Here is a 20,582-nt window from a genome sequence, read left to right as displayed (position 1 = left end):
CGGGAGGCGAGGTCAGTCGCGGGGCAGCCAGGCTTCGCCGTCGAGCACGTCGCGCATGCCCACCCACACCATGTTCATGAGCCGCAGGGCGACGCCGTCGGGCGACTGGCCCGGGTTCCGCTCGGTCCAGTCGGTGAGCGCGTCGGCGGCGCCGACCAGGGCGTGGGCGACGAAGTCGGCGTCCTGGTCGCGCAGTCGCTCGCCGCGCCCGCTGTCGCTGATGCCGTCGCTGATCAGTCCGGACACCTCGGCCATGACCGCGCGGCGCGCCTCGGCGACGGCCGCGGCGATCGCCTCGCTGAGCTCGGAGGCCTGGCGGTGGAGCACGACCCAGCTGTCACGGTGCTCGGCGACGAAGGCGAAGAACGCGGAGAGGCCGGCGTAGAGCCGCAGTTCGGGGGCGGCGCCGGCGCCGCGTGCCGCGTCCTGGAAGGCGGCGACCAGACGCGCGGCCTCGCGCCGCAGGCAGGCGAGGAACAGGCCCTCTTTGGAATCGAGGTAGAGATAGACCATCGGCTTGGAGATCCCGGCGAGTTCAGCGATCTCGTCGACACTGGCCGCGTGATAGCCGCGCTTGGCGAAGACGCCCACGGCCACGTCGATGATCTGCTGCTCGCGCACTTCGCGCGGCACGCGCTTGCGCCGGCCTGCCGTGCGCCCTTGAGTCGCTCCCCGTGTCCCCGTCACCCTTGTCAGCCTATCTACGTCGCCGTAACCTTACCAAGCAGTAATCTTACTGGTTAGTAAGAACCTTAACGAGGGAGACTTCCATGAGCGGTGCCGACGAGATCGCGGGCCTCGACTTCGCGAGCGTCACGCCCGAGGAGTTCGCACGGATCGTCAAGGGTCTGTCCGCGAAGGAGATCAACACGATCGCGCAGGACGCCGAGCTGCGCGGACGCGTCCTGAAAGAGGTCTTCGGGCGCATGGAGCGGCAGTTCAAGCCGGAGGCCGCCGGGCAGCTCGAGGCGCTGATCCGCTGGAAGGTCACGGGGCAGGGCGACAATCCGGAAGCCGTCTACGAGACGCACATCTCGAAGGGCAGCTGCACGGTCACCGAGGGCCGCTCGGACGCGGAGCCGCGTGTCACGCTCATCATGGGCGACGCCGACTTCCTCAAGCTGGTCTCGGGCAACTCCTCGCCCGTCACCATGTTCATGATGCGCAAGGTCAAGATCGCGGGCGATGTCGCGCTCGCCTCCGGCCTGACCCGCTACTTCGACATCCCGAAGGCCTAGGGGGCGCGGTCGGCATGGTGTTCTCTCTCGAACTGGACGAGGAGCAGCGGGAGCTGCGGGACTGGGTGCACGGCTTCGCGGCGGAGGTCGTACGCCCCGCGGCGGCGGAGTGGGACGAGCGCGAGGAGACTCCCTGGCCGGTGATCCGGGAGGCCGCGAAGATCGGCCTGTACGGGTTCGAGTCGCTGGCCGAGCTGTTCGGCGACCCGACGGGGATCTCCCTGCAGATCGCCAACGAGGAGCTGTTCTGGGGCGACGCGGGCATCGGCATGTCGCTGTTCGGCACCTCGCTCGCGGTGGCCGGGATCTTCTCCTCCGGCACCCCCGACCAGCTGGCCGAGTGGGTGCCGCAGTGCTTCGGCGACGCGACGGACCCGAAGCTCGCCGCGTTCTGCGTGTCCGAGCCGCAGGCCGGATCGGACGTGGCGGCGATGCGGACGCGGGCTCGCTACGACGGGGCCAAGGACGAATGGGTGCTGTCCGGCCAGAAGGCCTGGATCACCAACGGCGGCATAGCGAACGTGCACGTGGTCGTCGCCTCCGTGGACCCGGAGCTGGGCTCGCGCGGCCAGGCCGCGTTCATCGTGCCGCCGGGCACCCCGGGCCTGGAAGGAGCCCGCAAGATCAGGAAGCTGGGCCTGCGCGCCTCGCACACCGCCGATGTCTTCCTCGACGACGTACGGGTCCCGGGCCACTGCCTGCTCGGCGGCAAGGAGAAGCTCGACGCCCGTCTCGCGCGGGCCCGTGAGGGGACCCGGGGCGGTCGCGGCCAGGCCGCGATGTCCACGTTCGAGGTCAGCCGCCCCACCGTCGGCGCACAGGCCCTCGGCATCGCCCGCGCCGCGTACGAGTACGCGCTCGACTACGCGGGCGAGCGCGAGGCGTTCGGCCGCCCGATCATCGACAACCAGGCCATCGCCTTCGCTCTCGCGGACATCCGTACGGAGATCGAGGCCTGCCGCCTCCTCATCTGGCAGGCCGCGTGGATGGCCCGCAACGACAAGACCTTCGACGCGGGCCAGGGCTCGATGTCGAAGCTCCGCGCGGGCGAGCTCGCGGTGTCGGCGACGGAGAAGGCCGTCCAGGTCCTCGGCGGCGCCGGCTACAGCCGCGAGCACCCCGTGGAGCGCATGTACCGGGACGCGAAGATCTACACCATTTTCGAGGGCACGAGCGAGATCCAGCGCCTGGTCATCGCCCGGGCGATCTCGGGGCGGCACATCCGGTAGACGCACCACACGTCCGATCGGCCCACCACACGTCCGATCGACCCACCACATCCGGGAGAAGTCGGTTCAGGCCCGCGCTGGTTCCCCACGCAGCGCGGGCCTGAGGCATGCCCGGGGGGCGGTCCCGGTCAGCGGTAAAAGTTCTATCACGTGATTGAAATGCGTGATACACAACCAGGCGTCGGGCCCGCTTCGCCAGGGATGCCCGGGTGCTCCCGTGACCGCTCCGCCAGGTGCAACCAGGTGCAACGCAGCGTCAAGTGAGGGGAAGTTCAACGATGTGGACGGCCGAATCACTGAAGTTCGGGGCCTTCCTCGCCCCGTTCCACCCGCTGGACGCGGATCCCGCGCTCCAGTTGCGGCGGGACATCGATCTCATGACCCATCTGGACCACCTCGGGTTCGAGGAGGCGTGGATGGGTGAGCACCATTCGACGGGGGCCGAGATCGTGCCCGCGCCGGACCAGTTCATCGCGGCGGCGGCCGAGCGGACGTCCCGGATCCGGTTCGGCACGGGTGTGGTCTCGCTGCCGTACCACCATCCGCTGATCACCGTCGACCGCATCACGCAGCTCGATCTGCAGACCCGGGGCCGGGTGATCCTGGGGACCGGCCCCGGGAAGATCCCGCTGGACGCGCGCATGATGGGCATCGACCCGGCCGAGCAGCGGCGCATGCAGGGTGAGGCGCTGGAGGTCGTGCTGCCGCTGCTGCGCGGCGAGGTGGTGTCGCGGGAGACGGATTGGTTCACGCTCCGCGAGGCCCGCGCCCAACTGCCGACGTACGATCCGGCCGGCATCGAGGTCGTCGCCGCCTCCACCGTCTCCCCGAACGGCTCGGTGCTCGCCGGGAAGCACGGCCTGTCGCTGCTGTCGCTCGCCGCGAGTTCGCCCGCCGGTTTCGAAGCGCTGGACCGGAACTGGGAGATCTACGAGAAGGTCTCCGCCGAGCACGGGCATGTCGCCGACCGCGCCCGCTGGCGCCTGGTGAACCCGATGTTCCTCGCCGAGACGCAGGCCGACGCCGAGCGCGCGGTCAGCCGCCGCATCCAGGCCATGGCCGCGTACGCGAACCGGCAGACCGGCCGCTACCCGGACTGGGCGGCCACCCCGCAGGGCGTCATCGACTTCTGGCGCCACAACTCCCTCGGCGAGTTCGGGCAGGCCGTCATCGGCACCCCGGACCAGGCCGTCGCCAGGATCGAGGCGCTGATCGAGAAGACGGGCGGCTTCGGCACGATGCTGGTGCTGCACGTGGACATGGCCAACTGGGAGGACACCAAGCGCAGTTACGAACTCTTCGCCTCCGAGGTCGTCCCGCACTTCCGCAACCGGAACCGGAACCGCCAGGCCAGCCTCCAGTTCGCCGAGGACCACCGCGAGCAGCTCATCGGGCAGCTGGCCGGGGCGATCACCAAGGCGCACACCGAGTACTACGGCGAGCCCGGAGAAGCGCCCGCGCAGACACCCGCCGAAGCCCCCACCGAAGCGCCGGTCGGCGCGAAGGAGGCCTGAGCCGTGCGCGCGGTGCAGTTCCTCAAGGGCGAGTTCCGTCTGGCCGACGTGCCCGAGCTCCCGCCCCTCGGACCGCGTCAGCTCCGCGTCGAGGTCGCCGCGTGCGGCATCTGCGGCAGCGATCTGACGGTGTCGAAGGACGCGGACCGGTTCTGCGAGGTGGTCGAGGGGGCCGACTATCCACTCGCCCGGTTCGATCCGGAGCGCCCGATCGTGCTCGGCCACGAGTTCTCCGGCGTCGTCACGGAGGCGGGCGCCGAGGTGAGCGACTTCTCCGTCGGCGACCGCGTGGCGGGCCTCGGCATCGTCACCGATCCGGCCACCGGCGTCCCGACGATCATCGGCTACTCGAACACGTACCACGGGGCGTTCGGCGATTTCATCACCGTGGACGCGTTCTGGGCCCGGCACGTGCCCGACGGGCTCTCGCTGGAACACGCGGCGCTCGCCGAACCGCTGCACGTCGGCGAGATGCACGTCCAGCGCTCCGGGCTCACCGCCGCGGACTCGGCGCTGGTGATCGGGTGCGGCACGATCGGCCTCGGCGCGATCGTCGCGGCAAAGGCCCGCGGCGTCCGCACCGTCATCGCCTCCGAGCCCTCGCCCAAGCGCCGCGAACTCGCCGCGAGGATGGGCGCGGACCACGTCGTCGACCCCGCCGAGCAGGACCCGATCGAGCTCTACAACTCCCTCGTCCAACAAGGCGGGACACGGGAGACGGGCGACGGGATCCTCATCGCGTACGAGTGCAGCGGGCGGGCCGGGATGCTGGGCGGGCTGCTGCACCGGCTTCCCTACGACTCGCGGATCCAGGTCCTCGCGGCGCCGTTCGCCGACGAGACGATCATCCCCGTGGTCGGTCAACTGCGGCGCATCGCCGTGAACTTCGGCCACGGGCCCACCGAGAACGCGTACGAGACGGTGCTGCGGCGGCTGGCCGACGGCGAGATCGACGCCGAGGCGATCATCACGTCCCGCATCCCTCTCGACGAGGTCCCCGAGGCCTTCGCCGCTCTGCGCTCCCCCGCCGAGCACGTGAAGATCCTCGTACTCCCCCACGGCACGGGTCACCGGCAGGGCTGAGGGCGGGGCTCAGCCGAGCATGCGCTCCGCGCCGCCGATGACGAAGGTGACCAGGTCCTCGTAGAACGCGACGAGTTCGTCGCGGCCCAGGCGGGCGCCCCGGCCGCCGAGTCCGTCGGCGTGGCTCAGCATCTGGAGGAAGCCCATCACCACCAACGGCCAGCGCAGATCGATCCGTTCGGCGTCGCAGTCGGGGAAGGCGCGCCCCACCTGCTCGCGCAGGCTAGCCGCGACGGCGTCCTGGCCGGTGGACTCGACGGCCGGGCGGCCGTCGCGCGAGATCTGCACCACGATCTGCACCCAGCGCATGCCGCGCACCCGGTGGCGCAGGAGCAGGGCGAGGTACGGGTCGGTGAGGGCGCGGACGACCTCGGCGGGCGTGGGCGCCTCGTGCCGCTGGGCCAGGGCGTCGCAGTTCGCCGCGATCTCGTCGCGGACGGCGGCGCCGACGCCGAGGAGGACGGCCGCCACCAGGTTCTCCTTGGAACCGAAGTGGTAGTGCACGGAGGCCGGTCCCTGGCCCGCCGCGGCGTTGACCGCGCGGACCGAGACGGCGTCCACGCCCTGGGTGGCGAACAGGCGCTCCGCCGCCTTGATCAACTGCTGCCGGGTGGCGTCACCCTGCCGGTTCGCTGCGCTGGAGGCCATGCCCGGCAGCATAGAGCAGCCTTCTCGTAATTCCATCAGCCGCTTGAATCAGTTGATCAACCAGTGGGCGGAGCGCTCGCCCGGCATTTCTGACGGGCCGCAGCCGGAAGGCCGGCTACGCCCGCCGCAGTCCGTCCGCCTCCTCGATCGCCTCCCCCAGGCCCTGCACGTCCGGGTCCTCGGTGGACGCGCCCAACTCCCGTACGTGGGCGGCGAGCCGGTCGAGGGACGGCTCGCCGGGGAACGGGGTCGCGCCCGCGCCGCCGAGGCGGTGGGCGAAGTAGGCGGCGGCTGCGGACAGGCGCAGCCGGGGCGGGGTCGCCTTCGACCACAGGGGGCGGTCGAGGGCGGCGGCCGAGACGGTGCCGCCGCGCTCGCGCGGGGCCCGGGTCTCGGGGTCGAGCCAGCGGACGGTGGCCCGGGCGACACGGCCCTCGGCGCCCTCGCGGAGCTTGACGGCGTAGAGGGCGGTCACGGTGTGGCCGGGGCCGACCTCGCCGCCGTCGACGGTGTCGTCGCGGAAGTCGTCGTCGGCGACGCGCCGGTCGTCGTAGCCGAGGAGCCGGAAGTCGGTGACGTTCTCGCGGTCGAAGACGACCTGGGCCTTGGCGTCGCGGGCGCGCAGCTGCACGGTGGCGGGCAGCTGGTCGACGAAGACCTTGCGGGCGTCGGCGGGGGTGGAGACGTAGGTGGTGTGGCCGTCGCCCTTGTCGGCGAGGCGTTCCATCAGGGCGTCTCCGTAGTCGCTGCCGACGCCGACGCCGAACAGGGTGATGCCGTGCTCGCGGCGGGCGTCCCCGATCCGTTCGAGGATGGCGTCGGCGGAGGTCTCGCCGGTGTTGGCGAGGGCGTCGGACAGCAGCACGACGCGGTTGGTGGCGCCGTCCCGCACGCCTTCGACGGCGGTGTCGTAGCCGGTGCGGATGCCCGCGTCGAGGTTGGTGGAGTCGGTGGGTTCGAGCCGGTCGACGGCGCGGTGGACGCGGTCGCGGGCGGCGCCGTCGCGGGCGCCGAGCCGGGTCATCGGCAGCACGGTCTCGGCCTCGTCGCTGAAGGTGACGACGGCGATGGAGTCGTCGGCGCCGAGCTGGTCGGTGAGGGTGCCGAGGGACTCCTTGACGAGGTCGAGGCGCCCGGGCTCGGCCATGGAGCCGGAGATGTCGATGACGAACGTGAGGGCGGCGGGCGGGCGTTCGGAGGAGGCGGAGGCCTGGGCCGTGGCGAGGCCGACCCGCATGAGCCGCCAGCCGTCGGCGCCGGACCGGGCACCGTCCACGGTCACCGAGAAGCCGTTGCCCTCGGGGCGCCGGTAGCCCTGCCGGAAGCTGTTGACGAACTCCTCGGGGCGCACGGTGTCCGGCTCGGGCAGCCGGCCGTCGGCGAGGGTGCGCCGGGCGTAGCCGTAGGAGGCGGTGTCGACGTCGAGGGCGAAGGTCGAGCGGTTGTCGCTCATGTCGCGGTGCTCGTCGTCGGGGGCGGCCGAGGCTGCCGCGCCACCGGGGCCCGACCCGGCGGCCGGCATCCGCTTGCTCTCGTCGGAGGCCATGCTGTGGCCGGAGGCGCTGCATCCGGTGAGCAGCAGCCCGCCGGCGAGCGCGGCCACGGCCAGCGCGCCGCCGCGGCGCCTCCCCCGGCCGCGGGTCCTGTCCGTACGGTCTTCCATGCCGCCCCTCCCGTCGCTTCGCACGCCGGTGTCACCGGCGTCCTTGTGACTGTGACGTGGGAGGCGGCCGGAATGTTCGTCCCGGGCGGTTGCGCCTTGGCCTCGAAGGGGTCACGGCGGGCGCCTGTCGTGACCGGTGGGTGATCCTCCGGAGACCGGACCGTCGTGTCAGGACACCACGTCCTTGCGGGCGAACCCCCGGAAGGCCAGGGCGAACAGGACCACCGCGTACGCCACCGACACGGCCGTGCCCTGGATCATTCCGCTCCACTCGGGCTGCGGCTGGATGACGTCCGCCCAGGCGAACTGCCAGTGCGCGGGCAGGAAGTCGCGCCAGTCGCCGAGGGCGGTGACGGCGTCCAGCACATTGCCGACGATGGTGAGGAAGACCGCGCCGCCGACCGCGCCCAGCGGGTTGTCCGTCTTCGTGGACAGCCAGAACGCGAGCCCCGCGGTGACCAGTTGGGACACGAAGAGGTAGGCGATGACGACGAGGAGGCGCTGTGCCGCGGTGCCCGCGTCGAGCGCGCCGCCGGTCGGGATCTCCAGCGGCCCCCATCCGTAGGCGGCGGTGCCGACGCCGAGGGCGACGACGGGGAGCAGCACCATCGCGGCCAGGCTCAGGCCGAGCGCGACGACGAGCTTGGACCACAGCAGCCGGGCGCGCGGCACGGGCGCGGCGAGGAGGTAGCGCAGGCTCGACCAGTTGGCCTCGGAGGCGACGGTGTCGCCGCAGAACAGGGCGACGGGGATGACGAGCAGGAAGCCGGCGGACACGAACAGGCAGGTCGCGGCGAAGTTCGCGCCGGACGCGGTGGCCGTGTCCATCAGCGTCACCCGCCCGTTGCGCCCGCCGGGTTCGCCGCCGATGGCGAACGCGGCGACGAGCACGAACGGCAGCAGGGCGAGCACCGCGCCCATGACGAGGGTGCGGCGCCGCTTGACCTGCCGGACGAGCTCGACCCGCAGGGGCAGGGTGCGGCCGGGGCGGTAGCCGGCGGCCGTCGGGGTCGCGGGGGCGGGGACGGTGGCGGTCATGCGGGGGTCCCTCCGATCAGCGTGAGGAACGCGTCCTCCAGGCGGCGGTGCGGGCCGACGGACGCCACGGGCACGTCGAGCCGGACGAGGTCCGCGACGAGTCCGGTGGCGCTGCCCGTGCCGGTCAGCCGGACGAGCAGGCCGAAGCCGTCGTCGGCGCGGACCGCCGAGTCGACGCCGTCCAGCGCGGCGATCTTCTCCACCACCGGGTCGGCGATCTCGCCGCCCAGGCCGACGAGGAGGGTGTCGCCGGATCCGACGATCTCCGCGACGGGTCCGGCCTGGACGAGCCGCCCGCGGTCCATGACGACGAGGTGCGTGCAGGACTGCTCGACCTCGGCGAGCAGATGGCTGGAGACGATGACGGTGCGGCCGCCGCGCGCGTAGCGGATCATCACCTCGCGCATCTCGCGGATCTGCGGCGGGTCGAGCCCGTTGGTCGGCTCGTCGAGGATCAGCAGGTCGGGCAGGCCGAGCATGGCCTGGGCGAGGGCGAGGCGCTGGCGCATGCCCTGCGAGTAGGTGCGCACGGCGCGGGCCAGCGCGTCGCCGAGGCCGGCGATCTCCAGGGCCTCGTCGAGGTGCGCGTCCTCGGCGGGGCGGCCGGTGGCCCGCCAGTACAGCTCCAGGTTCTCCCGGCCGGACAGGTGCGGCAGGAATCCGGCGCCCTCGACGAAGGCGCCGACCCGGGACAGGACGGGGGCGCCGGGCCGGATCGCGTGCCCGAAGACGCGGATCTCGCCCGCGTCGGGGCGGATGAGCCCCATGAGCATGCGCAGGGTGGTGGTCTTGCCCGCGCCGTTGGGCCCGAGCAGGCCGAGGACCTGGCCCTGTTCGACGCGGAAGGACACGTCGCGCACGGCGTACCGGTCGGTGGACTTCGCGTACTTCTTGCTCAGGTCCGTGATGACGAGCGGGACGTCGGCGAGCTCCGGGTCCGGTGCGGGGGCGCTCGCGCGGCGGCGGGCGGTCAGCACGAGGGCGGCGGCGACGAGCACGGCGCCGGCCGGCAGCCACCACACCCAGGAGGGCAGCGGCGCGGCGGCGGTCTCGACGCCGGGCGCGGTCGGCAGGCTCAGGGCGCCACCGGACAGGCTCACCTTGTACGTGGCGGGCGCCGCCGGTGACGCGTACCCGAGGTCCGTCGAGGACAGGACGAGCCGCAGCCGATGTCCCTCCTGCACCTCGTGGTCGATCGCGGGGAGCGTGATCGTGAGGTCCTTGCCGGCGCCGCCCGCGCCGGTCACCTTCACGGGGGTGACGAGCTGGGAGGGCAGCACCTCGCGCGCGCCGCCGGGACCGGCGTCGTAGACCTTGGCGAACAGGACGGCCGTGCCGGTGGACGAGGTCACGTGCGCGGTGACGGTCGGCGAGCCGGTGACGTGCACGGAGCGGTCCAGGGGCGCCGTGTCGAAGCGGGCGAACTGGCCGGGGAAGTCGAGGGCGACGCTCAGCCCGAGCGAGGAGGACAGCGAGGAGACGCTGCCGAGTCCGGGCACGGCGGAGATCGACGGCGGGCCGCCGCCCGGCGGGTTCTCGAAGGTCTCGGTGCCGGACTTCAGCGGGACGGGCACGCGGCGCTCGCCGCGCAGCCCCGGGTACGTGGCGCCGCTCGCGCCGCGCAGGGTGGCGGCGCCGTCGGTGGAGTCGACGCCGCCGGTGCGGGTGACGCGGAAGGCGGGGCCGGTGCCGGCGCTCTTGTCGCCCTTCAGGTAGCGGTCGAACCACGCGGTGACGCGCCCGGTGACGCGGTCGACCTCCATGTCGCCGCCGTCGTGCCCGCCGGCGAGCCAGTCGACGTCGACGGGTGCGCCGTTGGCCTGGATCTGCCGCGCCATGGCGTCGGCCTGGCCGAGCGGGAACAGGGAGTCGGTCTGCCCCTGGGCGATGAGCGTGGGCACCTTGATGCGCTGCCCGACGGCCGACGGGCTGCGCTCTTCGAGGAGCTTGCGCGCGGCGGCGTCCGGCTCCCCGGACACGGCCACCCGCCGGTACATGGCGCACAGGTCCTTCTCGAACCGCCCGCACCCGGTCCCGGCCGCGCTCGTGCGCGCGCCGAGGTCGGCGGACCCCGAAGTGAAGAAGATCCCGGTCCACAGCTTCTTGAACACGCCGTCGGGGAACAGGGCGTCGGCGAGGTTCCAGTACGTGATCTGCGGGGCGATGGCGTCGACCCGGTCGTCGTGGGCGGCGGCGAGCAGGGACACGGCGCCGCCGTACGAGGCTCCGGTCACGCCGACGCGCGGGTCGCCGGCCTTGTCGAGCCGGACCTCGGAGCGGCCGGCCAGCCAGTCGACGAGCCGGGACACGTCGGCGACCTCGGCGTCCGCGCTGTTGAGCCCGATCTTGCCGCCGGAGCGGCCGAAGCCGCGCGCCGACCAGGTCAGCACCGCGTACCCGTCGCGCGCGAGCCGCTCGGCCTCGCCGCGCACGTCGGCCTTGCTGCCGCCGAAGCCGTGCGCGAGCAGCACGGCGGGCCGCTTCTCGCCGCTGTCACCGGCGGTGAAGTACGAGGTGTCGACCCGTACTCCGCCGCCCATCGCCATCATGCGGTCCTGCCGGTGCACGGTGGGCTCGCCGCCGGAGGCCACCGCGGACCAGGTCCCCGCTCCCGCGAGCAGCACGGCGACGGCCGCCCCGGCGGCCCATCGCCGTCCGCGCCGCCACGCCCCACCCAGTCGTAGATCCATGCGTCCACGCTAAAGGCCGCCCCCTCCCGGCACGTCCCACCGGGGGGCTGAACCCGCTGCCCTCCCCGGGGAGTACGCTCCGCGCCGCGACTACGCCGACCGCAGTAGACGGGCCGGAAAACCTGATCGCGGGTCAGGCGGCGCCTGCTAGAACTCCTCCATGCGGATCGACCGAGCGACCACCGTGCCCGAGATCCTCGCCGCGTCGTCCCTGTTCGACGCGCCGGCCCGCCCGGAGTGGGCCGCCGACTTCCTCGCGACGCCGGGCCACCACCTCTTCCTCGCCCACGAGGACACCGGCCCCGTCGGCTTCGTCAGCGGCGTCGAGACGCTCCACCCGGACAAGGGCCGCGAGATGTTCCTCTACGAGCTGGCCGTCGCGGAGGGCCACCGGCGCCGGGGCACGGCCCGCGCCCTGATCCGCACGCTGGCCGGCCTGGCCCGCGAGCGCGGCTGCTACGGGATGTGGGTGGGCGTCGATCCGGACAACGCGCCCGCGCTCGCGGCGTACCGGAGCGCGGGCGGGGTGGACGAGGGGCCGTGCACGGTGATCGCCTGGGATTTCACCGCGCCGGATCAGGCTCCACCTTCGAGGACCGGGGCGCGCTGAGGGCCGGCCGGGGCCCGGTACCGGAGCAGGAGGGCGGCCCCCGCCGCGGCCAGCGCCACGGCGGCGCAGCCGACGACCGTGGGATTCACCCAGGCAGGCACCATGTCGTACGCCGCGTTGCACGGGTTGTGCAGCGGGAACAGGCGCCGGGCCTCGTCGAGGTGAGCGTCCACGTACGCGCTGTCGTAGCGGACGCCGTGCCTGAGGACGCACGTCTCGCCATGGTCGAGTCCCCCGGTGAACAGCCCCCGCAGCCACGCCCCGAACCCGGCGCCGAGCGCCACGGAGCAGAGCCGGGCCCACCAGCGCGGGGCGCGCCAGGTGCCGTCGCGCAGGCCCGCGACGAGGCGCCAGGTGTGCACCACGTTCCACAGGAACCACAGGCCGACCAGCGCCGCGGCAGTGAGGACCACGGCCTCCTTCACGCACGCGACCCGTACGCCGGTCCGAACACCACCAGCAGGGCCAGGTCCTCGGTGATGTCGGTGAAGCGGTGCTCCTCGCCCGCCGGTACGAAGATCACGGCCCCGGGGCCGACCTCGGCGCTGCGCTCCGGTGTCGTGATCGTCGCGCGGCCCGCCGTGACCACGTAGATCTCGTCCTCCGTGTGCGGGCTCTGGGTGTCCCGGCCGCCGGCCGGGATGCAGTACGTCCCGACGGACAGGTCCGGCCTGCGCAACTGCTCGGACCAGTCGGTGTCTTCGCCCTCGGGCCGCGTCCAGGCGCCCGCCCCCTCGATGATCTCCATGCGGCGAGCCTAGCGATCCGTGCCCGTCTCGCTCGCTCGTTCGGGCGATCGCCTGGCGTGCGCCCGGGACACACGTCGGCGCCGGGCCCCGTACGAGACGGGGCCCGGCGCCGAAGCGGAGGTGGGGTTACGCCTGGGCGTCCTCCGGGAGGGTCACCAGCCAGCGGGTCTCCTTGCGGGGGCGCAGGTAGATGGCCCAGTAGAGCGTGGCGACCGCGGTGATGCCGCCGGTCCACAGGAGGTAGGAGACCTCCTGCTGGCTGAGGATGTAGGCCATGACCGCGATCAGGATCGCGGGGACGGCGGGCCACAGCGGCATGCGCCAGGCCGCCTGGTGGCGGTGGTTGCCGCGGCGGGACATCAGGGCGGCGACGGCGACGAGCAGGTACATGCCGGTCACGGAGACGCCGGTGACGCCGTAGAGGGTGTCGAGGTTGACGAAGCACAGGGCCGCGCCGGGGACGCCGACGACGAGGGTGGCGACCCAGGGGGAGCCGAAGCGGCCCAGCTTGGCGAGGGCGCGGTTGACCGGCGAGGGCCAGGCCTTGTCGCGGGCGGAGGCGAACAGGACGCGGGAGTTCTGGATCACCATGACGATGCCCGCGTTGATGATGGCGAGGGCGACGCACAGGGAGACGAAGGTGCCGACGGCCGAGTTCGACCAGGCCTCGACCATGCTGCTGATGTCACCGGAGGTGAGCACGGAGAGGTCCTTGGCGCCCATCGTGATCGCGATGACGGGGACGATGATGATGACCGTGGAGATGGCGAGGGTCGCGAGAACCGTGCGGGCCACGGACTTGCGGGGGTTCTCCAGTTCCTCGGAGAGGTAGACCGCGGTGGAGAAGCCCTGGGTGATGAAGAGGGCGATGGCGAGGCCGGAGACGACGAGCATCGCGGTGACCGTGTCGTGGTGGCCGTGGGCGCCGGCGACCTGCATGGAGACGAGGGAGTCCGCGCCGCGCTCGGAGTGGGCGAAGCCGAGGACGGCGACGACGGCCGCGGCGATGACTTCCAGGACGAGGAAGACGCCGGTGATCCAGGCGTTGGCCCGCAGGTCGAGCAGGCCGGCGAGGGTCGCGAGGAGCATGACGCCGGCGCCCGCGATCGACGGGTTCAGGTGGACCAGCGGGGCGAGGTAGTCGGCGGTGCCCATGGCGATCACGGGCGGCACGATCATCACGACCAGGAGCGACAGGACGAAGACCAGCCAGCCGGCGAGGCGGCCGGAGAGCGTGGAGACCATGGCGTACTCGCCGCCCGCGCTGGGGATCAGGGTGCCCAGCTCCGAGTAGCAGAACGCGACGCCGATACAGAGCAGCGAGCCGATGGCGATGGTGAGCGCGGTGGCCGTGCCGAGCGAGCCGAAGAGGTCGGGGACGACGACGAAGAGCGTGGAGGCGGGCGTCACGCACGAGAGCGTGAGCAAGGTGCCGCCGACGACGCCGATGGAACGCTTGAGCTTCTGGGGCGGTGCCGAGTTCGGCAGGGGCTCCACCGCGGGTGCGGCGGCAGGGCGAAGCGTGTCGGTCATGGAGGTTCCGATCGACTCGTGCGGCAGGTGGTTCGGCGGGGAGCGCTATCGCCTCCGAGGGCAGTGAGGTGCGCGGTGGTGCAGTGAAGAAAGGTTCGTGTCGCTCCCGGCGCGGTCATAGAACCTCGCCGATATCCGGAACGTCAACGGCCGTTTCCCTGCGGATTCCGCACTTCGCGCCACGCCCGGCCGCCCTCGCTTCCTAAGGTTTCTGTAAAGTTCAGCGCCTTCTACGCAGCCCCTTCGAACTTCGACCTTGACTTCCAAGGCGTACCGCCGGGTACACCTACGTCGACCGGTTTGTCGCCTCCGTGCGGGAACCGTTGCCCAGGCGCCGAAGTTCTTCGGAAAAAGTCCGGAGTCCGGACGTCTCGCGCTCCGCTACCACATCCCACGTCGTGCGGAACCCCGGGAACCGGACCGGCCCCTTTTCGCATCTTCGTACGATGCACAGCTGACGCACAGCGGATGCACACGTACAGGGGACAGGGGCGGGACATGAAGCACATACGGAGCGTGGCCTGGGCGGGGATCGCCGTCGCGGCGCTGGCCACGACCACGGCCTGCAGCGCCGAGACCGCGAAGAAGACGGCCGACGCGGTCGGCAACGCCGACACGATCATGGCGGCGCTGACCCGCGCCTCGGACCGGACGAAGGACCTCGGCTCGGCCGAGATCGAGTCCACCACGGACCTGGGCACGGGGGCGGGCCCGATCTCGATGGACGGCACGTACTCGTGGGGCGACGGCGCCGCGTACGACGTCATGATGGACACGAAGGCCGCGCAGATGCAGTCGGTGCAGGACGACCCGACGCTGCGCGCCAAGATGGTCGACGGCGCCTATTTCTACAACGTGGACCCGCAGCCGAGCGGCCCGCTCACGGGCAAGCACTGGATGCGGGTCGACGTCTCGGCCGTGCTCGGCGAATCCGGCGCCGCCGCTGTCGACAAGAACGCGGATCCGACGGTCGGCCTGCGCTACATCGGCCTGTCGAAGAACGTGAAGGACCTCGGCGAGGAGACGATCCGCGGCAAGAAGGCCACGCACTACCGCGGCTCGATCAACCAGGAGAGCCTGAAGAGCTCCGGCTCCGGCCTGTCCTCCTCGGACAAGCAGGGCCTCGTGCAGTCCTTCACCGGCGGCATCGACAAGGTCACCTACGACGTCTGGGTCGACGGCGACGATCTGCCGGTGCGGATGAACCAGTCGATGGGCCGGGTGAGCATCTCGATGGACTTCCTGAAGTTCGGCTCCACCAAGCCGGTCACGGCGCCGCCGGTCTCCGACACGGCGGACCTGACGGAGCAGGTGAAGCAGCAGGGCGCGGGCGGCACCGCCCCGCAGGGCTGAGCCGGCCGCGCCCGTGTCCTGACCCCGCTCAGTGGTTGCGCGGGAAGCCCAGGTCGACGCCCGCGGGGGCGTCGGCCGGGTCGGGCCAGCGGGTGGTGACGACCTTGCCGCGGGTGTAGAAGTGCGTGCCGTCGTTGCCGTAGATGTGGTGGTCGCCGAAGAGGCTGTCCTTCCAGCCACCGAAGGAGTGGTAGCCGACGGGGACCGGGATCGGTACGTTGACGCCGACCATGCCGGCCTCGATCTCCAGCTGGAAGCGGCGGGCGGCGCCGCCGTCCCGGGTGAAGATCGCGGTGCCGTTGCCGAACGGCGAGGCGTTCATGAGCGCCACGCCCTCCTCGTACGTGTCCACGCGCAGCACGCACAGGACCGGGCCGAAGATCTCGTCCTGGTAGGCCTTGGCGGAGGTCGGGACGCGGTCCAGGAGGGACAGGCCGATCCAGTGGCCGTTCTCGTGGCCCTCGACCGTGTAGCCGGTGCCGTCGAGGACGACCTCGCAGCCGTCGGCGGCGGCGCCCTCGACGTAGGAGGCGACCTTGTCGCGGTGGGCGGCCGTGATGAGCGGGCCCATCTCGGACGTCGGGTCGTTGCCCGGGCCGATCTTGATCTTCTCGGCGCGGTCCTTGATCTTCGCGACGAGCTCGTCGGCGATGGAGCCGACGGCCACGACGGCGGAGATCGCCATGCAGCGCTCGCCGGCCGAGCCGTACGCGGCGGAGACCGCGGCGTCGGCGGCGGCGTCCAGGTCGGCGTCGGGCAGCACCAGCATGTGGTTCTTGGCGCCGCCGAGGGCCTGCACGCGCTTGCCGTTGGCGGCGGCGGTGGTGTGGATGTAGCGGGCGATCGGGGTCGAGCCGACGAAGGAGACGGCGGCGACGTCCGGGTGCTCCAGGAGACGGTCGACGGCGACCTTGTCCCCGTGCACGACGTTGAAGACGCCGTCGGGCAGACCGGCCTCGGCCAGCAGCTCGGCGATCTTGAGGGAGGCCGACGGGTCCTTCTCGGACGGCTTGAGCACGAACGTGTTGCCGCACGCGATGGCCATCGGGAACATCCACATCGGCACCATGGCTGGGAAGTTGAACGGCGTGATGCCGGCGACGACACCGAGCGGCTGGCGGATCGAGGCCACGTCGACGCGGGTCGCGACGGAGGTGGACAGCTCGCCCTTGAGCTGGACGTTGATCCCGCAGGCCAGGTCGACGATCTCCAGGCCGCGGGCGACCTCGCCGAGCGCGTCGGAGTGCACCTTGCCGTGCTCGGCGGTGATCAGCTCGGCGACCGCGTCACGGTTGGCGTCGAGCAGCGCGCGGAAGCGGAAGAGGATCTCGGTGCGCTTGGCGAGGGAGGACTGGCCCCACGTCGCGTACGCCTCCTTGGCGGCGGCGACGGCGGCGTCCACCTCCTCGACGGAGGCGAAGTCGACCCGCGTGGTGACGACGCCGGTCGCGGGGTCGGTCACCGGGCCGTGATTGCCCGACGTGCCCTCGACGGTCTTGCCGCCGATCCAGTGGTGGACCGACTTCGTCTCGGAGAGATTCGTGTCAGACATACGGTGCAACTCCTGTTACGTCTCAGAGGTGGCGGCGTCGAGCGGTGACGTGCCGGTCGTACTCCTCGCGGGCTCTGACCGCCGACGGACGGTCGGCTGTCTCGGCCACGGGCACATCCCACCACGCCTGCGCCGGGGGCGGGCCCGACACTGTGTCTGCCGTTTCGGTCTCGACGTAGACACATGTGGGGCGCTCGGCGGCGCGGGCCGCGGCGAGCGCCTCGCGCAGGTCGCGGACGGTCTTGGCGCGGTGGACCTCCATGCCGAGGCTCGCCGCGTTGGCCGCGAGGTCGACGGGGAGCGGGGCGCCCGTGTAGGTGCCGACACGGTCCTTGTAGCGGTACGCGGTCGCGAAGCCCTCGGCGCCGACGGACGCGGAGAGCCCGCCGATGGACGCGTACCCGTGGTTCTGCAGGACGACGAGCTTGACCGGGATGTTCTCCTGCACGGCCGTGACGATCTCGGTCGGCATCATCAGGTACGTGCCGTCGCCGACCAGCGCCCACACGGGCCGGCCGGGCGCGGCGAGCGCGACACCGAGCGAGGCCGGGATCTCGTAGCCCATGCAGGAGTAGCCGTACTCGACGTGGTACTGGTCGCGGGACCGGGTCCGCCACAGTTTGTGCAGGTCGCCGGGGAGCGAACCCGCCGCGTTGATCAGGATGTCCTCACCGGTCACCAGCGCGTCGAGGGCGCCGAGCACCTGGGCCTGGGTCGGGCGCACGAGGTCGTCCTCGGCGGCGAAACAGGCGTCGACGCGGCGCTCCCAGCGCTCCTTGGCCTCGGTGTACGCGGTGACGTACGCGGCGTCGGCGCGCACCCCACGCACCGCCTCGCGCAGCGCGGTCAGCCCGGCGCGGGCGTCGGCGACGAGCGGCAGAGCGGCCTGCTTGTGGGCGTCGAACGCCGCGATGTTCACGTTCAGGAAGCGGAGGTCCGGCGCGGCGAAGAGGGTGCCGGAGGCGGTGGTGAAGTCCGTGTGGCGGGTGCCGACGCCGATGACGAGGTCGGCGGCGCGCGCCAGCTCGTTCGCCGGCGCGGTGCCGGTGTGGCCGATCCCGCCCACGTCGGCGGGGTGGTCGTACGGCAGGGCGCCCTTGCCGGCCTGCGTCGACGCGACGGGGACGCCGGTGGCCTCGGCGAACTCCCGCAGCGCGTCCTCGGCGGCGCTGTGCCGCACGCCGCCGCCCGCGATCAGCAGCGGGCGCCGGGCCTGGCGCAACGCCTGGGCGGCGGCCGTGAGTTCGACCTCGTCCGGGCGGGACCTGCGCACGGTCCACACGCGCTCGGCGAAGAACTCCTCCGGCCAGTCGTACGCCTCCGCCTGCACGTCCTGCGGCAGCGCGAGCGTCACCGCGCCCGTGTCGACGGGGTCCGTGAGCACCCGCATCGCCTCCAGGGCGGCGGGGATCAGCTGCTCGGGCCGGCCGATCCGGTCGAAGTACCGGGACACGGGCCGCAGGCAGTCGTTGACCGACACGTCTCCCGCGTACGGGACCTGCAACTGCTGGAGCACGGGGTCGGCGGGCCGGGCCGCGAACACGTCGCCGGGGAGCAGCAGGACGGGCAGGTGGTTGATGGTGGCGAGGGCGGCACCGGTGACGAGGTTGGTGGCGCCGGGGCCGATCGACGTGGTGACGGCGTGCGTGGCGAGCCGGCCGCTCTGGCGCGCGAAGCCGACGGCCGCGTGCACCATCGCCTGCTCGTTGCGCCCCTGGTGGAAGGGCATGGTGTCCGCGTACTGCACGAGTGCCTGGCCGATCCCCGCCACGTTCCCGTGCCCGAAGATGCCCCAGGTCGCGGGGATCAGCCGCTGCCGGACGCCGTCCCGCTCGGTGTGCTGGCGGGCGAGGAAGCGGACCAGGGCCTGCGCCGTGGTCAGCCGCGTCGTCCCGGTCGCCGTCCCGGACCCCGTCCCCGTCCCCGTCCCCGTCATCGGTATCCCTCCGTCGCGTGGTCCGGGTGGAAGCGGATCCGCCACTCCCGCTCCGGGCCCGGTCCCGCCATCACGTTCAGGTAGTACATGTCGTGCCCCGGCTGCGCGATGGACGGCCCGTGCCAGCCGTCCGGCACCAGGACCGCGTCGCCGCTGCGGACCTCGGCGAGCAGCTCGGTGCCGCCGGGCCGCGAGGGCGACACCCGCTGGTACCCGTAGCCGCCGTCCCCCTCGATCTCGAAGTAGTAGATCTCCTCCAGCTCGGTCTCGACGCCGGGCCGGTGCTCGTCGTGCTTGTGCGGCGGGTACGAGGACCAGTGGCCGCCCGGGGTGATCACCTCGACGGCGATGAGCTGGTCGCAGTCGAAGGTGTCGGCCGCCGCGAAGTTCCGCACCTGACGGGCCGTCGTGCCGCTGCCGCGGGCCTCGACGGGGACCTCCGGCGCGGGACCGTGACGGACGGGGAGTCGTCGCCCGCATTTCGCTCCTGCCAGGGCGAACCGGCCTCCCGCGCCGGAGGAGAGCTCCGCGCGGGTCTCGCGCGGAAGATACGCGAAGTCGCTCGCGCCGCTGAACACGCTTTCTCTGCCCAGCAGTTCGATGATCCGCCCTGTCACCTCGACGGAGCAACCACCGGACAGCGGCAGAACGATCCATTCACTCGCGCCGGTGTCGAACACGTGCCGCTGCCCGGGTCCCAGTTCGAGCACCTTGAGCGCGGCGCGGGACCAGCCCGCCTGGTCGGGGTCGACGACGAGCGCGTACGTCCCGTCGCCCGCGCTACCGCGGGGAAGGTAGGTCATGCCCCCACTCTCCTCTCCCTCTCCCCCGCCGCTACAGCAGCCCGACGGCCGTGTCGACGGCCTGCTCGACATCGCCGTCCGCCGGGTACAGGAGCGAACGGCCCACCACCAGGCCCTGGACGGTGGGCAGTCGGAGCGCGGACCGCCACTTCTCGAACGTGGCGTCCTGGTCGCCGTCCTTGATGTCGCCGCCGAGCAGGACGGTGGGCAGCGAGGAGGCCTCCATGACGCGGGCCATGCCGTCCGGGTCGTCGGTGACGGGCAGCTTCAGCCAGGTGTACGCGGAGGTGCCGCCGAGCCCTGAGGCGACGGCGACGGACCGGATGACGGCGTCGGCGCTCAGATCCGCCCGGGGCATCGCCGAGCCGGGGTCCCGCCGCACCACGAACGGCTCGACGAACACGGGCAGTCGCAGCTCCGCCATCGCGTCCACGGCCCGCGCCGCCGCCTCCAGGGTCCGTACGGAACCGGATCCCGGGTCGTCGTAGTCGATCCGCAGCAGCAGCTTCCCCGCGTCGAACCGCAGCCGGGCCAGGTCCTGCGGCCGGTGCCCGGTGAACCGGTCGTCGAGCTCGAACGAGGCCCCGGCGAGCCCTCCCCGGTTCAGCGACCCGATGACGACCTTGCCCTCCAGCGCCCCGAGCAGCAGCAGGTCGTCGAGCACGTCGGCCGACCCCAGCACCCCGTCGACACCCGGCCTGCTCAGCGCCCGGCACAACCGCTCCAGCAACTCCCCCCGATCCGCCATCGCCATCCCGTGCTCTCCGACACCGAGCGCCCCCCGGGCCGGATGGTCGGCGGCCACGACCATCAACCGCCCGGCCTCCCCCAACAGCCCGTCAGGCCGCCCCCGCCCAGCAGCCACCCGCCCCACAACCTCCGGCTCCCAAGCCCGCACCCGAGCCAGTCCAGCCATCATCCCGACCCCGCCCTGGGGAACACT

General features: G+C 72.4%; 18 protein-coding genes. 6 read left to right on the top strand and 12 right to left on the bottom strand.

Translation table 11 applies throughout. From position 1 onward, the window contains the following. Window positions 1-12: 12 nt before the first annotated feature. Complete coding sequence (locus tag ACZ4E1_RS20050) at window positions 13-687, bottom strand: TetR/AcrR family transcriptional regulator (protein WP_467540913.1); 675 nt, start codon at window positions 685-687, stop codon at window positions 13-15. A gap of 83 nt (window positions 688-770) precedes the next feature. On the opposite strand from ACZ4E1_RS20050, the gene ACZ4E1_RS20045 reads away from it, so the two are divergent. The 4 genes from ACZ4E1_RS20045 to ACZ4E1_RS20030 all read left to right on the top strand — a co-directional run bounded on the left by ACZ4E1_RS20045 (window position 771) and on the right by ACZ4E1_RS20030 (window position 5,064). Next, window positions 771-1,238 (top strand): SCP2 sterol-binding domain-containing protein, encoded by a 468-nt coding sequence (locus ACZ4E1_RS20045; protein WP_467540911.1) that lies wholly within the window; start codon window positions 771-773, stop codon window positions 1,236-1,238. A gap of 14 nt (window positions 1,239-1,252) precedes the next feature. After that, the gene (locus tag ACZ4E1_RS20040) at window positions 1,253-2,467 is read left to right on the top strand and encodes an acyl-CoA dehydrogenase family protein (RefSeq protein ID WP_467540909.1); all 1,215 of its coding nucleotides are present in this window, start codon (window positions 1,253-1,255) and stop codon (window positions 2,465-2,467) included. 278 nt (window positions 2,468-2,745) lie between these two features. After that, window positions 2,746-3,981: an LLM class flavin-dependent oxidoreductase gene (locus tag ACZ4E1_RS20035; RefSeq protein WP_467540908.1), complete on the top strand. Its 1,236-nt coding sequence runs from the start codon at window positions 2,746-2,748 to the stop codon at window positions 3,979-3,981. Between the two features lie 3 nt (window positions 3,982-3,984). After that, window positions 3,985-5,064, top strand: a complete 1,080-nt coding sequence (locus ACZ4E1_RS20030; RefSeq protein ID WP_467540906.1) for an alcohol dehydrogenase catalytic domain-containing protein — start codon at window positions 3,985-3,987, stop codon at window positions 5,062-5,064. Window positions 5,065-5,073: 9 nt separating this feature from the next. Here ACZ4E1_RS20030 and ACZ4E1_RS20025 read toward each other — a convergent pair whose 3' ends face one another. The 4 genes from ACZ4E1_RS20025 to ACZ4E1_RS20010 form a co-directional block, all read right to left on the bottom strand. Next, window positions 5,074-5,712 carry a TetR/AcrR family transcriptional regulator gene (locus ACZ4E1_RS20025; RefSeq protein ID WP_467540904.1) on the bottom strand — a complete coding sequence of 213 codons (639 nt, stop codon included), beginning with the start codon at window positions 5,710-5,712 and terminating at the stop codon, window positions 5,074-5,076. 115 nt (window positions 5,713-5,827) lie between these two features. Continuing rightward, window positions 5,828-7,375 carry a vWA domain-containing protein gene (locus ACZ4E1_RS20020; protein ID WP_467540903.1) on the bottom strand — a complete coding sequence of 516 codons (1,548 nt, stop codon included), beginning with the start codon at window positions 7,373-7,375 and terminating at the stop codon, window positions 5,828-5,830. Window positions 7,376-7,543: 168 nt separating this feature from the next. Beyond that, on the bottom strand, window positions 7,544-8,413 hold the full coding sequence (locus tag ACZ4E1_RS20015) for an ABC transporter permease (protein ID WP_467540901.1): 870 nt from the start codon (window positions 8,411-8,413) through the stop codon (window positions 7,544-7,546). Next, window positions 8,410-11,103 carry an alpha/beta fold hydrolase gene (locus tag ACZ4E1_RS20010; protein WP_467540899.1) on the bottom strand — a complete coding sequence of 898 codons (2,694 nt, stop codon included), beginning with the start codon at window positions 11,101-11,103 and terminating at the stop codon, window positions 8,410-8,412. Before ACZ4E1_RS20010 ends, ACZ4E1_RS20015 begins: the two co-directional genes overlap by 4 nt. 160 nt (window positions 11,104-11,263) lie before the next feature. On the opposite strand from ACZ4E1_RS20010, the gene ACZ4E1_RS20005 reads away from it, so the two are divergent. Next, entirely contained in the window at window positions 11,264-11,713 is a 450-nt protein-coding gene (locus tag ACZ4E1_RS20005) for a GNAT family N-acetyltransferase (RefSeq protein ID WP_467540897.1), read from the top strand. Here the strand turns inward: ACZ4E1_RS20005 and ACZ4E1_RS20000 are convergent. The 3 genes from ACZ4E1_RS20000 to ACZ4E1_RS19990 form a co-directional block, all read right to left on the bottom strand. Further along, complete coding sequence (locus ACZ4E1_RS20000; RefSeq protein ID WP_467540895.1) at window positions 11,680-12,126, bottom strand: hypothetical protein; 447 nt, start codon at window positions 12,124-12,126, stop codon at window positions 11,680-11,682. The genes ACZ4E1_RS20005 and ACZ4E1_RS20000 overlap by 34 nt on opposite strands. 8 nt (window positions 12,127-12,134) lie before the next feature. Continuing rightward, window positions 12,135-12,461 carry a cupin domain-containing protein gene (locus ACZ4E1_RS19995; protein WP_467540893.1) on the bottom strand — a complete coding sequence of 109 codons (327 nt, stop codon included), beginning with the start codon at window positions 12,459-12,461 and terminating at the stop codon, window positions 12,135-12,137. A 127-nt stretch (window positions 12,462-12,588) separates the two neighbouring features. Beyond that, window positions 12,589-13,995, bottom strand: coding sequence for an APC family permease (locus ACZ4E1_RS19990; protein ID WP_467540891.1), 1,407 nt, complete (start codon window positions 13,993-13,995; stop codon window positions 12,589-12,591). A 498-nt stretch (window positions 13,996-14,493) separates the two neighbouring features. Between ACZ4E1_RS19990 and ACZ4E1_RS19985 the strand changes: the two genes are divergently transcribed. After that, entirely contained in the window at window positions 14,494-15,348 is an 855-nt protein-coding gene (locus tag ACZ4E1_RS19985) for an SCO4651 family lipoprotein (RefSeq protein ID WP_467540889.1), read from the top strand. Between the two features lie 28 nt (window positions 15,349-15,376). Here the strand turns inward: ACZ4E1_RS19985 and mmsA are convergent, their stop codons facing one another. From mmsA to ACZ4E1_RS19965, 4 genes are read right to left on the bottom strand one after another with little or no spacing between them, the layout of a single operon-like run. Beyond that, window positions 15,377-16,900, bottom strand: coding sequence for a CoA-acylating methylmalonate-semialdehyde dehydrogenase (mmsA, locus tag ACZ4E1_RS19980; protein ID WP_467540888.1), 1,524 nt, complete (start codon window positions 16,898-16,900; stop codon window positions 15,377-15,379). 22 nt (window positions 16,901-16,922) lie between these two features. After that, window positions 16,923-18,836 (bottom strand): 3D-(3,5/4)-trihydroxycyclohexane-1,2-dione acylhydrolase (decyclizing), encoded by a 1,914-nt coding sequence (iolD, locus tag ACZ4E1_RS19975; protein WP_467540886.1) that lies wholly within the window; start codon window positions 18,834-18,836, stop codon window positions 16,923-16,925. Then, a complete protein-coding gene (iolB, locus tag ACZ4E1_RS19970) occupies window positions 18,833-19,639 on the bottom strand; it encodes a 5-deoxy-glucuronate isomerase (RefSeq protein ID WP_467540884.1) in 807 nt (268 codons plus the stop codon). The genes iolD and iolB overlap by 4 nt, the downstream gene beginning before the upstream one ends. Before the next feature lie 31 nt (window positions 19,640-19,670). Then, complete coding sequence (locus tag ACZ4E1_RS19965; protein WP_467541337.1) at window positions 19,671-20,450, bottom strand: Cgl0159 family (beta/alpha)8-fold protein; 780 nt, start codon at window positions 20,448-20,450, stop codon at window positions 19,671-19,673. Between the last annotated feature and the right edge of the window lie 132 nt (window positions 20,451-20,582).

It is taken from the genome of Streptomyces sp. NPDC025806 (assembly GCF_055558275.1).
Note: the sequence above shows the minus strand (reverse complement) of the source record. Positions and strands in the feature narration are given on the sequence as shown.

Bases quoted from the DNA above. Each gene is read 5' to 3' on its own strand.
- ACZ4E1_RS20045 (WP_467540911.1), top strand. From the start codon at position 771: ATGAGCGGTGCCGACGAGATCGCGGGCCTCGACTTCGCGAGCGTCACG.
- ACZ4E1_RS20040 (WP_467540909.1), top strand. From the start codon at position 1,253: ATGGTGTTCTCTCTCGAACTGGACGAGGAGCAGCGGGAGCTGCGGGAC.
- ACZ4E1_RS20035 (WP_467540908.1), top strand. From the start codon at position 2,746: ATGTGGACGGCCGAATCACTGAAGTTCGGGGCCTTCCTCGCCCCGTTC.
- ACZ4E1_RS20025 (WP_467540904.1), bottom strand. From the start codon at position 5,712: ATGGCCTCCAGCGCAGCGAACCGGCAGGGTGACGCCACCCGGCAGCAG.
- ACZ4E1_RS20020 (WP_467540903.1), bottom strand. From the start codon at position 7,375: ATGGAAGACCGTACGGACAGGACCCGCGGCCGGGGGAGGCGCCGCGGC.
- ACZ4E1_RS20015 (WP_467540901.1), bottom strand. From the start codon at position 8,413: ATGACCGCCACCGTCCCCGCCCCCGCGACCCCGACGGCCGCCGGCTAC.
- ACZ4E1_RS20010 (WP_467540899.1), bottom strand. From the start codon at position 11,103: ATGGATCTACGACTGGGTGGGGCGTGGCGGCGCGGACGGCGATGGGCC.
- ACZ4E1_RS20005 (WP_467540897.1), top strand. From the start codon at position 11,264: ATGCGGATCGACCGAGCGACCACCGTGCCCGAGATCCTCGCCGCGTCG.
- ACZ4E1_RS19995 (WP_467540893.1), bottom strand. From the start codon at position 12,461: ATGGAGATCATCGAGGGGGCGGGCGCCTGGACGCGGCCCGAGGGCGAA.
- ACZ4E1_RS19990 (WP_467540891.1), bottom strand. From the start codon at position 13,995: ATGACCGACACGCTTCGCCCTGCCGCCGCACCCGCGGTGGAGCCCCTG.
- ACZ4E1_RS19985 (WP_467540889.1), top strand. From the start codon at position 14,494: ATGAAGCACATACGGAGCGTGGCCTGGGCGGGGATCGCCGTCGCGGCG.
- mmsA (WP_467540888.1), bottom strand. From the start codon at position 16,900: ATGTCTGACACGAATCTCTCCGAGACGAAGTCGGTCCACCACTGGATC.
- iolD (WP_467540886.1), bottom strand. From the start codon at position 18,836: ATGACGGGGACGGGGACGGGGACGGGGTCCGGGACGGCGACCGGGACG.
- iolB (WP_467540884.1), bottom strand. From the start codon at position 19,639: ATGACCTACCTTCCCCGCGGTAGCGCGGGCGACGGGACGTACGCGCTC.
- ACZ4E1_RS19965 (WP_467541337.1), bottom strand. From the start codon at position 20,450: ATGGTCGTGGCCGCCGACCATCCGGCCCGGGGGGCGCTCGGTGTCGGA.